The sequence below is a fragment of the Mesorhizobium sp. L-8-10 genome (assembly GCF_016756635.1).
Lineage (GTDB): Bacteria > Pseudomonadota > Alphaproteobacteria > Rhizobiales > Rhizobiaceae.
Map to the genome: position 1 here is coordinate 7,105,075 of NZ_AP023263.1, position 14,188 is coordinate 7,119,262.

The 14,188-nt window shown below is 61.6% G+C and carries 13 protein-coding genes; 1 reads left to right on the plus strand and 12 read right to left on the minus strand.

Annotated features, from left to right (window positions below; translation table 11 throughout):
* Positions 1-68: 68 nt before the first annotated feature.
* Positions 69-1,418 (plus strand): oxygen-independent coproporphyrinogen III oxidase, encoded by a 1,350-nt coding sequence (gene hemN / locus JN280_RS33215; RefSeq protein ID WP_202315205.1) that lies wholly within the window; start codon positions 69-71, stop codon positions 1,416-1,418.
* A gap of 537 nt (positions 1,419-1,955) precedes the next feature.
* Here hemN and JN280_RS33220 read toward each other — a convergent pair.
* The 12 genes from JN280_RS33220 to JN280_RS33275 all read right to left on the minus strand — a co-directional run bounded on the left by JN280_RS33220 (position 1,956) and on the right by JN280_RS33275 (position 13,854).
* Positions 1,956-2,225, minus strand: coding sequence for a DUF2274 domain-containing protein (locus JN280_RS33220; RefSeq protein ID WP_010914026.1), 270 nt, complete (start codon positions 2,223-2,225; stop codon positions 1,956-1,958).
* Positions 2,226-2,237: 12 nt separating this feature from the next.
* A complete protein-coding gene (locus JN280_RS33225; protein WP_096453976.1) occupies positions 2,238-3,452 on the minus strand; it encodes a TrbI/VirB10 family protein in 1,215 nt (404 codons plus the stop codon).
* 11 nt (positions 3,453-3,463) lie between these two features.
* Positions 3,464-4,480, minus strand: coding sequence for a P-type conjugative transfer protein TrbG (gene trbG / locus JN280_RS33230; RefSeq protein ID WP_446720516.1), 1,017 nt, complete (start codon positions 4,478-4,480; stop codon positions 3,464-3,466).
* Positions 4,481-4,488: 8 nt separating this feature from the next.
* Entirely contained in the window at positions 4,489-5,214 is a 726-nt protein-coding gene (gene trbF, locus JN280_RS33235; RefSeq protein ID WP_010914023.1) for a conjugal transfer protein TrbF, read from the minus strand.
* Positions 5,215-6,537, minus strand: coding sequence for a P-type conjugative transfer protein TrbL (gene trbL, locus JN280_RS33240; RefSeq protein ID WP_202308579.1), 1,323 nt, complete (start codon positions 6,535-6,537; stop codon positions 5,215-5,217).
* 31 nt (positions 6,538-6,568) lie between these two features.
* Complete coding sequence (trbJ, locus tag JN280_RS33245; protein ID WP_202308581.1) at positions 6,569-7,294, minus strand: P-type conjugative transfer protein TrbJ; 726 nt, start codon at positions 7,292-7,294, stop codon at positions 6,569-6,571.
* A complete protein-coding gene (trbE, locus tag JN280_RS33250; protein ID WP_202308583.1) occupies positions 7,291-9,741 on the minus strand; it encodes a conjugal transfer protein TrbE in 2,451 nt (816 codons plus the stop codon). Before trbE ends, trbJ begins: the two co-directional genes overlap by 4 nt.
* Positions 9,735-10,007 (minus strand): VirB3 family type IV secretion system protein, encoded by a 273-nt coding sequence (locus JN280_RS33255; RefSeq protein ID WP_006329217.1) that lies wholly within the window; start codon positions 10,005-10,007, stop codon positions 9,735-9,737. Before JN280_RS33255 ends, trbE begins: the two co-directional genes overlap by 7 nt.
* Complete coding sequence (locus tag JN280_RS33260) at positions 10,007-10,315, minus strand: TrbC/VirB2 family protein (RefSeq protein ID WP_010914020.1); 309 nt, start codon at positions 10,313-10,315, stop codon at positions 10,007-10,009. The genes JN280_RS33255 and JN280_RS33260 overlap by 1 nt, the downstream gene beginning before the upstream one ends.
* Positions 10,316-10,326: 11 nt before the next feature.
* On the minus strand, positions 10,327-11,295 hold the full coding sequence (gene trbB, locus JN280_RS33265; protein WP_202295876.1) for a P-type conjugative transfer ATPase TrbB: 969 nt from the start codon (positions 11,293-11,295) through the stop codon (positions 10,327-10,329).
* Positions 11,292-11,705 carry a CopG family transcriptional regulator gene (locus tag JN280_RS33270; protein ID WP_202308585.1) on the minus strand — a complete coding sequence of 138 codons (414 nt, stop codon included), beginning with the start codon at positions 11,703-11,705 and terminating at the stop codon, positions 11,292-11,294. Before JN280_RS33270 ends, trbB begins: the two co-directional genes overlap by 4 nt.
* Before the next feature lie 118 nt (positions 11,706-11,823).
* Positions 11,824-13,854 (minus strand): conjugal transfer protein TraG, encoded by a 2,031-nt coding sequence (locus tag JN280_RS33275; RefSeq protein ID WP_202308587.1) that lies wholly within the window; start codon positions 13,852-13,854, stop codon positions 11,824-11,826.
* Between the last annotated feature and the right edge of the window lie 334 nt (positions 13,855-14,188).

Genomic DNA, 14,188 nt, shown 5'->3' on the forward strand with positions numbered 1-14,188 from the left:
CCGAAATCAGGGCATTGGCTCTTCGACGCGTCCAGACTTCCGGCGAGGCAAAAACGGCGAACCACCAAATGAGACCGGAATTAGCTGCCAGGCTTGGCGAGAACGTCCCGCGTTATACCAGTTACCCGACCGCGCCGCATTTCCATCCTGGCGTCGACGCTGATGTCTATCGAAGCTGGTTGAAGGCGCTCGAAAGCGGTGACGAGGTCTCGCTCTACCTGCACATCCCTTATTGCGACCGGCTGTGCTGGTTCTGTGCGTGCCATACAAAGCAGACCCGCCGCTACGAGCCGGTGGCTTCGTATCTCCGCTCGCTTCACGCGGAGATCGCGACTGTCGCCGGTCTTGTCGGCGGCAAGGCCCATGTCCGCGCCGTGCATTTCGGCGGCGGCTCGCCGACCATGCTGAAGCCCGAGGATATGATAGCCTTGGGAACTGTCCTGCGGGATAGCTTCGATTTTCTTGCCGATGCGAAGATCAGCGTCGAAATCGAACCCAACGACATGGACGAAGCCCGCCTTGATACACTTGCCGAGATCGGCATGGCGCGGGCGAGCCTCGGCGTTCAGGATTTCGATCCGAAGGTGCAGAAGGCGATCAATCGCGAGCAGAGCTTTTTGCAGACCAAGGCGGTTGTAGACGGCATTCGCTCTCGCGGCGTAGGGTCCGTGAACCTCGATTTGCTTTACGGCCTGCCGCATCAGACCAGGGAGAGCGTCTGTTCCACCGTGGCGCAGGCGCTGACTCTGGAGCCGGACCGGATGGCGCTGTTCGGCTACGCGCATGTGCCCTGGTTCAAGAAGCATCAGACTATGATCGACGAGTCCTGGTTGCCGGGTCCGGCCGAACGGTTCGCTCAGTGGCAAATTGCCGCCCGTCTGATCATGGGCGCCGGATACGAGGCGATTGGAATAGACCATTTCGCCAGGCCGGATGATGCGCTTGCAGTCTCGGCTCGCGCGGGAACAATCCGCCGCAATTTCCAGGGCTACACCGAGGATCGCTGCGAAACACTGATCGGGCTCGGGCCGTCATCGATCAGCCGGTTTCGACAGGGCTATTCGCAGAACATGCCGTCGACAGCCGAATATGGACGCATAGTCGAGGGGGGACATCTGGCCACGGTCCGCGGCATCGCGTTTTCCGAAGATGACCGTGTTCGCGGCTGGATCATCGAGCGCTTGATGTGCGATTTCGGCTTTTCAGCAGCCGATCTGGTGGAACGCTTCGGGGAAGCCGGACAAAAGCTTCTTTTCCAAGCAAGCTCCATCGCCATTGGCGACCCTGCTCGACCGCTTGAACTCCAAGGTGACAGTTACGTCGTATCGGCGGAAAGTCGTCCCTTTGTAAGGAGCATTGCAGCGAAGTTCGACAAATATTTCGAAAGTGGAACGGCCAGGCACTCAGTGGCAGTCTGAGTGCCACAGACGAACGTCACCGTCTTCAGTCGATCGCGAACCTCCTCAAAATCGCCGAAACCAGCAGCTAACAATTCGATAGTGCATATGACGCCACTTTACGATGCTGTGACGACGCGGGTATTTCCCAAAGGGGGTCGCATGGCAGAGGGCTGGGACCCGCCGGAACCCTGCAGGCAGGGCTTCACTTCGTATCCGCCCAAGCAGGTTGGATTGTTCGGCCCAGTCTTTCACTGAATGTCAGCGACGCACCCCATTGCGGCTTCCGCTACTCAGCGCCGCGGCTCTTGAATGCCCCTTTGAGATGAGCTCATTCTGAGTAACAACCGCACGGCGTTCCCACGGGTCTGAAACCATGCATCAGTGCGGCTAGCACGCCCTGCGCCTGTTCGCGGTTTCCGGGCCGCCCAGGCACTTACTTGACCTCCAGCTGCTCGAAGTTCGCGCATAGGCCTTACATGACGGATCGGTAGGCCGCGACCGCCGGGAAATTAGGCACCCGGGCGGCTGCGCCAATTGACCAACTTTATGCTTCGATTACTCGGAATCTGAACCTGACACGCGTCGCGATTTCTCTGACATGCCGGCGGGCAAGCTTTCCTTTCTGGCCTTGGCAAACGCTCTGTCACCTTCCAGAAACCCTGCCAGCATGAAAGGTATGAGTTCCGCTACCGTTTCAGACTCGCCATAGGTCTGGCGGTAAAGCGCCGCATAGTCCTTGAGTGCTTGGTTCAGGTCCGCGCTAACGGTGATGGTCATCTTCGAAGGTGTCCGGTCCGGAAGCTTTCCAAGTTTCAGATCTGCCATGATTACTCCTGTTCAAGTCGGGTATGGGCGCAGCACAAGATCCTTGTGTACAATCACGCGTAGGGGCCAACCGGGGCGGACGATAATGGTGGGTTGAATATTCAGGTTCTTTTCGGTGATGCGCTGGCCGGCTTGACTGATGTTTTGCTGAGTGGATTCCCGGATCGCCTTAACTAGGTCGCTTTCGTTTTCCCCAAAGCTCAACTCGGTACCAACGCCCAGTAGCGTCGCTAGAGCAACTCCCTTGATCAGCTGCCAGGTGTGAAAATCGACCTTGTCTTCAAGCCCAGCATAGCCGGCAGTATCCGTCGCTGGCAGATTGTCGATTTCGATCGAGGAACCGTCGGGCAGGATTATTCGCTGCCAGACCAGCAATGCGCGCCTCTGCCCAAAAGCCACGACGCTGTCATAAGTGCCGATGAGGCGTGAGCCTTGCGGAATGAGCACAATGCTGCCGGTGACTGTGTCGTGCACATTCTCGGTGACCTGCGCGACGACAAGGCCAGGCAAGTCGGAATTTATGCCGGTGACGAGACTGGCCGCGATCACGCTGCCGGCCATCAGTTGGTAGGGCGAGGCCGGCGTCTGCAGCGCATGCGGATTGTAGATCCCGCTTGTGTTTCGCTGACTGACAAAATCGAGCTTGCGCTGTTGGTTGTTCTGGTCACCCTCGGCTGGGGCAACGGAAGCTGACGTGCGCGTCGCTCCGGATTGCGGAAGCGCCTCAGACGGCTGCTGCGCACTCGGCCCGCCGCCGGCGACATCTGTCTGTCTGGGTCGATTGTCGATCCGGAACAAGACTTGCGACTCGCGCGCCTCAATTGCTTGCTGGGCAAGGCGCTGCTCCTCGGCGGAGATATCCTGCCCTGGCGCGATGCCGAGCTGACGTTGGCGTTCAAGGATGGGGCGACCGAGGTCGCCGGGCAGTGGCGGTCCGAGCACAGGGGCCTTCGGCATGATCCCGGAATAGTCCTTGGGAAGCGCTTCTAGTCCCTCGGCGGGTGGCTTGCGCTCGGTGTTATAGCGGTCCTCTGCCTGGTGCTTGATACGCCATGCCGGTCCTTGAAGCGCCATCATCGTGACGCCCAGAATGGCACCGGATCCGACTGCAGCGATGGCGATGATCACACCGCGCCTGAATCGGACAGCGCGGCGGGGCGAGGCTCGCAATTGCAGCTGCTCGGGATCGAGTTTCGGCGGCGCATCGGATCGGGAAGTATCGGTCATGAGCGCTCCCCTCACCTGCTGGGCCGCGCAAAGAGCGGAATCCGCCGCGGCGGTTGCCGGCCGTCAGTCCTGGTGATGCGCACCACCTGCTGCTGCTTGCTGCCTAGACGCAGTTCTGCAGCGCCAAAGAGGCGATCGACGATGTAGTAGTTGCCGCGCATGCGATAATTGACGAGCTGGCTGTCCCCATCGGCACCGACGATGAAGAGAGGAGGCGCTTCACCCTGATCAATGCGACGGGGGAATTCGATATAGACCTTGCTGCCATCGTCGAAAGCGCGCGTCGGCCTCCAGGGTGGTGTGTCGCCGGTGATTGAATACCGAAAGCGGATATTCTCGAGCGCCACATTCGACGCCACCGGCGTGGCAGCCTCGGCTTGGGCGTTGCGCTGGCGTAGCGCGATGATCTGGTCCTCGCTATAGGTCCAGGAGATCGCCGCCATTGAGGTCTTCTCGGTGCTTTGAAGCTGCAAATGGTAGGTGCGTCGTTCCGTGGTGATCACCAGATTTGTGTTAAGTCCCGGCGCGAAGGGTTTTACCAGCACATGGGTGCGCTGATTGTCACCGGTGCCGCTGACGGTATCGCCGATCACCCAACGCACCGTGTCGCCGGCCGACACGGCTGTTAGCTTCTCGCCCGGCTGGAGTGCGATATCGGTAACGCGCTCCGGCGCGGCATACAGCTGATAGAGTGCGCCATCGGCGAATGGATAGACCTGAACCGCATTCACGTACCCATACCTGGTGGGTTGCTGCGTCGCTGCTTTATTGGCATCGGAGACCCGTTCTTCAGGAGAGCGCTTGTCATCGGCCACCCTGCCCGGATCGGGCTGTAGCTGACCTGGCAACGGCAGCGGCTTTGGCACTTCGACTATCTTGACCGGCTTCTCCGGCGGCTTCTCGATTGCGGCTGGTTTGAAATCGGCAGCATCATAGGAAATCTCAGGCGGCGGTACCGGCTTCGACGCGCAGGCGGAGAGGACTGCTGTAGAGGCCGACAGGATCAGCACGGCACGGACCGACGACATTCTACTCTTCATTGGTGGACTCCTTTCGGGGAAACGGACGTCGGCGCAGCACTGTCGAGCTCGCGCGACCAGTCGATCGCATTGATGAAGACGCCGAGCGGGTTGTTGCGCAGTTGGTCAGTATTACTTGGCGGGCGGATCACGATGGTGAGGATCGCGGTCCAGCGCGTCGTGCTGGCAAGGCTGCCGCGCTCAAAAACCTGCTCGGCCCATTTGACCTGGAACGAGCTGTCGGAAGCCCTGACCACGCTGGTCACTTGCACCGACACGCTGCGTGTGCCGATCTGGCCGAAAGGATCGTTCGCCTTGGCGTACTCGTTGAGAAAGAGCGCCGCGCGGTCGGTGGCGAAGTCATAGGCCGAAAGCCAGTTCTGCCGCACCAGCACCGGATCGGTGGAAACGGAACGGACATTCTGAATGAAGCGGCCGAGATGCCACGCGATCTGGGCATCGGAGGGCTCGTAGTCCCGGATTGCCGGCGCAACGGCGCGTGCCTCGCCGAAGCCGTCGACCTCGACGACGTAAGGCACGACGCGGCTCTGCATCGACTGCCACACGAGTCCGCCGGAAAGTCCGGCCGCCAAGGTCAGACAGCCAAGAGCCATGAACCGCCAGTTGCGGGCCTGCACTCGAGATGAGCCTATGCGCTCGTCCCAGAGCTGCGCGGCCTTCTGATACGGCGTGACCGGCTCGGGCGTCTTGCCGTAACGTTGAATGGGTCGCTTGAATAGCATTTAGTCGTCCTTGTCGTTGAGAGAGGGATTGGCGCTGCCTCCCGGCCTGTCGCCTTCACGGACGGCCTGCATGGCGGTGTGACGGTGGGCACGGGCTGTCTGTTCGGAACGCAGGCGCCTGGCCCAGCCGGGCGCGGCATCAGCGACCGGACCAGTAGGGCTTCCGGTCATGGATGCGGTCGGCGCACCACCGGTCGCGGTCCAGGCAGCTTCGCGCCCGGCATCAACGCTGCGCCCGAAGCCTCCTGCGGCAGATCGTGCCGCCCGCATTGCGGCGCCGGCGGCGGCGCTGGTCACACCATGCATTCCAGCAGCTACACCGGACAGGCCGGACTCGGGCGATGTTGCGCGCCCGATCTGCCAGGCCGTAGAAGCCGCTGACCCCATGGTCGTGCCGGCACGGAGTGCGGTGAGACCGCTGCCGGTTGCCGTGCGCGCGCCGGCAAATGCTGCGCCTGCGGCAACGAGCGATGCACCGGCTGCGGCTGCCGTGGTTCCAAGTGCGGCGCCCGCGCCAAGCTGCGGCGCGCCCGAGACAAGACCGGAGGCTATCCCAGGTCCGAAAATGCCGAGACCAAGGAGCGCCAAGGCGCCCAGGACCTGTGACATGGCGGCGGCCAGATCCGGCTCCTTGCCTTGCAGCGCGGAAGCGAACTCGCCAAAGAGCGTGAAGCCGATGCCGATGATGACGGCCAACACCATCACCTTGATGCCCGACGAGATGACATTGCCGAGCACGCGCTCGGCGAGAAACGCTGACCGGTTCCAAAGCGCGAAGGGCACAAGAATGAATCCGGCCAGAGTGGTGAGTTTGAATTCGAGGATGGTGATGAAGAGTTGGATGGAGAGGATGAAGAAGGCGATGATGACCAGGAACCAGGCCACGAGCAGCACGAAGATGGTGAGCGCGTTGCCGAAGATTTCTGGGAAGCCGAGAAGCTGGCTTGCCTGATCGAGAAGCGGCCAGGCGCCCTCGAAACCGGTTGCGGCAATGCGGCCCGGATGCAGGAGATTGTCGGCGGAGAGATTGCCTGAGGACGCATTGATGCCGAGGCCAGCGAAGGACCGATAGATGATGTCGGCGAGGTTCTTGAAGTTATTCAAGATGAAGGCAAAGACGCCGACATAGAGCACTTTGCGGATGAGCCGGCCGAATATGTTGGGTTCGCCGCCGAATGCCCAGGCGAGGCCGGCAAGTGTGACGTCGATGCCGATCAGGCTCGTGGTAAGGAAGGCGAGATCGCCCGAGAGCAGACCGAACCCGCTATCGATGTAGCGGATGAAGGTCTCCATGAAGCGATCAATGACCCCAAGGTCGTTCATGCCGCCTTCCTCGTCGTCAAGAGATTGGTGATCAGTTGCCGGGATAGGCCGTGCCTGTGCCGAGGAAGCGCTTTGTCGTCTCGCGCGCGGCCTCCTCGGACTGCGCCTTGCGCGCCGCATCCTCGGCCTCAGCGCGGAACTGCGTTGCGAGCAGCGTCTGGATCTGCATCTGCTGCTTGGTCGAAAGCGCAAGGAGCTGGTTAGTGGCCTGACTTGCCTGAAGCGCACCGGCCGCGCCTTGGCTGCGGTTGACGAGATCGGCAAGCAGGTCGCCATCACCGCGAACATTCTCGACGATCTGCGACTGAACACCCATGGTCTGACGGAATGCCTGCATTGCGCTTTGCCAGCGGTCACGTGCGGCGCTCGCTACATCGCTGACCTTGATCGTGGCGTCGTAGCTTTCCGGATATTGATTACGCCACTGGTCCTGAAGCTTGTTGAGATCAAAGCTCAGGCCACTTGCCTGGTCCATCAGACCGTCGATCCGTTGGAGCGAGCCGGTAAGCTGACCCACGGAAGAAAAATCCAGACTCTGAAGATTGCGTGCCATGTTCTGCAGCACGGTCGCCTGGTTCTGGAGCGACTGGATCTGGTTGTTGATCTGCTCCAGCGAGCGCGCCGCCGTGAGCACGTTCTGAGCGTAGTTCGACGGATCGAACACGATGAGCGCGTAGGCCGGCTGCACGTAGTCGGCCATCGGCTTGGCGATCAACGAAAGGGTGATCAGGCTCGAGAGAAAGCGGCGCCGCATCATGACGATTGCTCCTTGGTTGGTTGAGGGAATTGCTGGAGAAGCTCGGCCGCCCAATCGAGGCCGCGGGCGCCGAGGAAGCGAAAGACAAAGCTGTCCTGCCCGTGCTCGGACAGGACCCTGTCGATCAGGCTTTGCGCGGCTGGACCCGAGGCGCCGCAAAGTGCAAGCGCGATGGGGCCGAGCCCGAGCTCGAAGAGACGGTTGCCGCAGCGCGACTGCAAATAGTAGTGCCGCTTCGGCGTGGCCCGGGCGATCAGTTCGATCTGCCGGTTGTTGAGACCGAAGCGCTCATAGGCAGTCCGTGCCTGCGGTTCCACGGCACGATCATTGGGGAGAAAAATGCGCTGTGGGCAGCTCTCGATGATCGCCGGCGCTATTGCAGAGCCGGCGATGTCGCCAAGCGACTGCGTGGCGAAGATCACCGATACGTTCTTCTTTCGCAGCACCTTCAGCCATTCGCGGATGCGGGCAGCAAAAAGCGGATTGTCGAGATAGACCCAGGCCTCATCGAGCATGAGCAGCGTCGGTCGCCCGTCGAACCGCTCCTCAAGGCGATGGAAGAGATAGGTGAGCACAGGCAGCACAGCGCTTTGGCTATGCATCAGCTCCTCGGTCTCGAAGCACTGCACATCCGACAAGGCCAGCCGATCGTCATCGGCATCGAGCAATCGGCCGAAGGGACCGTCGAGCGTGTAGGGCATTAAGGCGGACTTCAGTGCATTGGACTGAAGCAGGACCGACAGACCGGTCAGCGTGCGCTCCTGCGCCGGCGCGGTGGCGAGGCTGTTGAGCGCCGACCAGATCGCCTCCTTCACCTCCGGCGTGAGGGTGACGTTCTCATGGGCAATCAGGCCGGCGATCCATTCAGCTGCCCAGCTGCGCCTACCCTGATCACCGATATTGCGCAGTGGCTGGAAGGCAAGCGCACCGTCCGAACCCAAGACATGATGCTCTCCACCCATGGCGAGCGTTGCCGCGCGCGCCGAATTGCCTTTGTCGAAGACATAGACCTGCGCGCCGGCATAGCGACGAAACTGCAGGGCGATCAGGGCAAGCAGCACCGATTTTCCGGCGCCGGTCGGTCCAACGATCAGCATGTGGCCGACATCTTCGACATGGGAAGAAAGCCGGAACGGAGTCGACCCGCTGGTTTCGGCGATGAGGAGCGGCGGGGCCTCTCGTCCAGTGACTTCAGCCAGATGCTCGTTCGCCGCAGGACCGGCCCACACCGAGGAAAGCGGCATGAGATGGGCAAGGTTCAGCGTGTGAACGAGCGGCTGACGAACGTTGGCATAGACATGACCCGGCAGCGAGCCGAGCCAGGCTTCGACCGCATTGACGCTTTCGCGGATGGTGGTGAACCCGAGCCCATTGATGATGCGCTCGACCGCGCGAAGTTTCTCAGCGGCGGCTTGGCGATCCTCGTCCCATACCGTCACCGTTGCAGTGAGATACCCGAAGCCGACATGATCGCCGCCCAACGCCTGAAGTGCTTCATCGGCGTCGAGCGCCTTATTGTCGGCGTCGCTGTCGACGAGCGGAACGGGTTCGTTGCTTACAACCTCGCGCAGGATTGCGACGATCGATTTGCGCTTGGCAAACCACTGCCGGCGCAAGCGGGTCAGCGTCTTGGTGGCCTCGGTCTTGTCGAGCGGAATGAAGCGCGTCATCCAGCGATAGGCGAAATCCTGATGATTGAGGGCATCGAGGATTCCGGGCCGGGTGAGGTTCGGAAAGCCGAGGATGGTAAGTGTGCGAAGATGTTGCTCACCCAGCATCGGCTCCAAGCCGCCGGTAAGCGGCACATCGACCAGGATGCCGTCCAGATACATTGGCATTTCCGGCACGGCGACCGGATGGCGGCGGGTCGAGATCGTGTCGTGCAGGTATGTCAGCGTCTCGGCGTCATCGAGCGGACGCACTTCGGGCATGAAGCCCGACAGAAGATCCAGCACACGGTCGGTCTCGTCACGGAACCGCGCCATCTCCTGGCGCCAGTCTCTTTCGCCTTCTGAATGATGCGAGTCGACGAGCGCGCTTTCCGCCCGCGCCTGGGCGTCCGGTGGCGGCATGGACAGCAAGGTCAGGTGATAGCGGCTCTCGAAATGCGCGACCTTGCCTTCGAAGGCAGCACGCCGTTCTTCATCAACCAGCCATGACGCCGCGTCCGGGAAACGCGAGGACGGATAGCCCAGCGCTTCGATGCGCTCGGCCTCGAAAAACAATGTCCAGCCGGAGCCAAAGCGTCTAAGCGCATTGTTGGCCCGGGCGCAGATGCCGATGAGTTCGGCTTCGGTCGAGCTTTCCAGATCGGGCCCGCGAAACCGAAGAGTCCGCTGAACGCTGCCGTCCTTGTTGAGCACGATGCCGGGCGCCACCAGTGCTGCCCAGGGCAGATGGTCGGCAAGCCGGTCGGCCTTGCCGCGATATTCCGAAAGGTTCAGCATGCGAGCCATCCCCTCAGGCGAAGGTGACGGACAAGCACGCTGGCAAAGTCGGGATCGCGCCTTGCGGCAAAGACCGCGAGCGTGTGGCCGCCAAGCCAGAGCACTAGCCCGGCAATCCATTGCTGCAAGCCTAGTCCGATGGCCGCAGCCACCGTGCCGTTGAGGATCGCCACCGCCCGCGGCGCGCCGCCCAGCAGGATCGGTTCAGTCAAGGCCCGGTGAACGGGAACCTCGAAGCCCTCGATATGTTGCACTCCGGCGGCCATCAGACGAGCGCCCCGCCGCCGAAGGAGAAGAACGAGAGGAAGAAGCTCGATGCGGCGAAGGCGATCGACAGGCCGAAGACGATCTGAATCAGCCGGCGGAAACCGCCTGCAGTATCGCCGAAGGCAAGGGTCAAGCCGGTGGTGATGATGATGATCACCGCGACGATTTTGGCGACCGGTCCCTGCACCGATTCCAGGATCTGCTGCAGCGGCTGTTCCCAAGGCATGCCGGAGCCGGCAGCGTGCGCCGGAACTGTGAGAAGAAACGCGAGCGCGGCAAACGAAAGAAAGCGGAGCTTCTTGCGCATAAGGGGGCCTTTCAGAGTTGCTGGAGTTGCGGAGGCGTGAGTGGGGTGAGGGCGTAGTCGCCGCTGCCGTCGAGACCTGTGACCTCAGCGATTGCATCGATGCGGCGCGACGAGCCGCGCCCCGCGATGAAGACGATGAGATCGATGGCATTGGCGATGAGGCGGCGCGGCACGGTGACGACAGCTTCCTGTGCAAGCTGCTCGATGCGATAGAGGGCAGAGCGCGCCGAATTGGCATGAACCGTGGCGATGCCGCCGGGGTGCCCGGTGTTCCATGCCTTGAGCATGTCCAGCGCTTCCGCGCCCCTGACTTCACCGACGATGATGCGGTCGGGGCGGAGCCGGAGCGTCGAGCGCACGAGATCGGCGAGTGTGACCGAGCCCCGCCTGGTTCTCAGGGCAACGCAGTCCTTTGCTGCGCATTGCAGTTCGCGGGTGTCCTCGATGAGGATCACTCGCTCGTCGCATTCGGCGACTTCGGCCAGCAGTGCATTGGCAAGCGTCGTCTTACCCGACGACGTGCCTCCGGCGACAAGGATGTTGCGCCGTTCTCGGACTGCCTTTATCAACGCATCGGCCTGCAGCGGCAACATGATGCGATCCGCAACATAGTTGGCCAGCGTGTAGAGCTTTGCGGCTGGTTTGCGGATGGCAAAGCAAGGCGCCAGCACGACAGGCGGCAGCAGTCCCTCGAAGCGTTCGCCCGATGGCAATTCGGCGCTGACAATCGGATTGTCCGCATGCGCCTCGGCACGCACGTGGGAAGCGACCAGGCGGATGATGCGTTCCGCCTCGGAAGGATGCATATGCACGGCCGTATCGATTCGGCCTTCTCCCAGCCGGTCGAGCCGCAGCGCACCATCGGGATTGACCATCACCTCGATGACCAATGGATCGGCCAGCGCCTCAGTGATCGTCGGACCCATGGCGGTGCGCAGCATGGCGCGGCGTCGGTGGTCGGCCTCTGGATGAGCGCTCATGCTTCCCCTCCTCCGCCATTGTCTTTGCCAAGCGAGCGTTTCCCCGATGCGATCTGGCGACCGACCTGCTCGACGAATTTGTCGAAACGCTCCTGGGCAATCGCCTGCGTCGCCTTGTCCGGAACAGGCGTGTGGGCATGAAGCGTGATCGAAAAGCGGATGAAGAGCGCCAAGCTTTCCAATGTCATGTCGACATCGCGCCTGACGTGACTGAGGTCGCGGGAAAGACGGTCCAGCCTCATGCCATAGCGCCGATCGAGTTCATTCTCGCCACGCCGCTCGATGAAAGCTTCTACGGCCTTCGCGACGACCGCGGATTTTGTGGTCGAGGGATCGCGGCTGAGGTTGTCCAGCTTCTCGCTCAATTCCGGTTCGAGCAGAAACTGGTGACGAATGCGGTGGGGCTTCATGCGCTTGTTCCAACTGGCCGGCGCTGGCGGGCCGGCGGCGGAACAAGCATTATCGAGATGCCCAAAATTGCTTACGGCCGTTATCTACGCTGAGATACGCCCGAACTGCGGAAAGCGTTCAGAAGCCGGGGACGATATCCTTATCATCGCCCCTTCCCTCGTTGATGCCATAGGCACCTGCGACGGTGGAGATCCGGTCCATGACGCGCTTGTCCGCCATCGCCTCGCTATCATCGTCTGCGGGTCCGGACAGATCGTCCTGGTCCGGTTCCTGGGTGACGGCGGTATGTTCTTCGGGTAGGCCAGGATGGCGCTGCTGCTGAACACCTCCCTCGTCCGCAAGCGCGGTGCCAGCGCTTTCATCGTCGGACGCAAGACGACGGTCGACGCCGCGTACTTGCCCAGTCCAATCGTCCGGCCGCGACATCGGGCAGTCCGCGTAGGGTCCGTCGCGCAACACCGGCGAAGGCAGCACCCGCTCGGTGAAATTGTGATCCTCATAGTATCGCAGCTTTTTGGCCCGGATGGGGGGCAATCCCGAAACCAGCACCAGTTCGTCCGCGGGCGGCAATTGCATCACCTCGCCCGGTGTCAGCAGCGGGCGGGCGGTTTCCTGGCGGCTCACCATGACATGCGAGAGCCAAGGTGCCAGCCGGTGGCCCGCATAGTTGCGCATGGATCTGAGTTCCGTGGCCGTGCCAAGCGCGTCCGAGATTCGCTTGGCCGTGCGCTCATCATTGGAGGAAAAGGCAATTCGCAAATGGCAGTTGTCCAGAATGGCGTTGTTGTCGCCATACGCTTTGGAGATCTGGTTCAACGATTGCGCGATCAAGTAGGCACGAATTCCGTAACCGGCCATAAACGCGAGCGCGGTCTCAAAGAAGTCGAGGCGACCGAGCGCCGGAAACTCATCCAGCATCATCAGCAGTTGATGCTTGCGGCTCTTCTTTGGGTCACCCTCGAGGCGCTCCGTCAGCCGCCTGCCGATCTGGTTCAGGATCAGTCGCACCAAGGGCTTGGTGCGCGAGATGTCCGATGGCGGCACGACCAGATAGAGCGACATCGGCCACTCCGCATCCATCAGATCGGCAATGCGCCAGTCGCAGTCCGATGTTACCGCCGCTACGGTCGGATCACGGTAGAGGCCGAGAAAAGACATGGCGGTCGAGAGGACGCCTGAACGTTCGTTCTCCGATTTGTTGAACACCTCTCGTGCCGCCGAGGCCACGACGGGATGGACCTGAGGCTTATTGGCCGAGCCGAGATGGTTGGTCGTCATCATTCGCCGCAAAGTCGCGGCAAACGAGCGTTGCGGGTCCGACAGAAAGGTGGCGACGCGGGCAAGAGTCTTTTCCTCTTCGGCGTAGAGCACGTGCAAGATAGCGCCGACGAGGAGTGAATGACTGGTCTTCTCCCAATGATTCCGCCGCTCCAGCGCGCCTTCCGGATCGACTAGAATGTCGGCGATGTTTTGGACATCGCGAATCTCGTCCGAACCTTTGCGTACCTCCAGCAGCGGGTTGTAGCGGGCCGATCGCGGATCAGTCGGATTGAACAAAAGGCAATGCGAGAACCTCGACCGCCAGCCGGAGCTCAGCTGCCAGTTCTCGCCTTTGATGTCGTGAATGACGGCCGAGCCGGACCAGGAGAGAAGGGTTGGGACAACCAGTCCGACGCCCTTGCCGGAACGTGTCGGCGCAAAGGCCATGACGTGCTCAGGCCCGTCATGACGCAGATACCGGTCCTTCAGTTTGCCGAGGAAGACGCCTGCCGGCTGAAACAGCCCTGCTTTCTCGATCTCCCGCGTCGCCGCCCATCGAGAGGAGCCATAGGTGGTGACCAAGCCGCGCTGGCGCGCGCGCCAGAGGGAACCAGCGATCGCAGCGGCACAGCCCATGAATCCACTGGTGCCCGCAAGCATGCCCGCCTTGTCGAATACCTCGGGCGCATAGGCATCGAATTGGAACCACCATTCCAACAGTTTCCACGGCTCGTAGATCGGCCAGCCAGCCGCGACAAACCATGGCGCGCCGAGTTGTTCCTGAAAGGCTAGCATATGAGCGCACCATTGCGTGGCAGCCCACACGCCGAGGAGAACGATGGCGAACACAATGGCGATCTGCCCAATCAGAAGCTTCGTGGGCGTCACTGGCTTGCTCCGCTGTTCTGGAGAGATGGATCGAGCATCGCGCGGGACGGCCGGAACAGGAATGCGCCCTATGTACGACTTGGTGCGATGAGAGGCTGTTTGGCGCGCCGTTGCTCTCCTTCGAGGTGTATCAATATTCGCGCATTCCCGAGGACTGCTATGTCGGAGGGGACTCATATCGGTCGTGCCTATCGTGAGCACGTGGTCGGGGAACTGGCGGTGGCATGCGGGCAAGCCGCTGAGGAAATTCGTAACATCGAGTCCGGTCTGAGGTACAACGAGATCGGATCGCGAGGTAGCCCTGCCCGCCATGGGAATTCCTCAGGCGAGTACC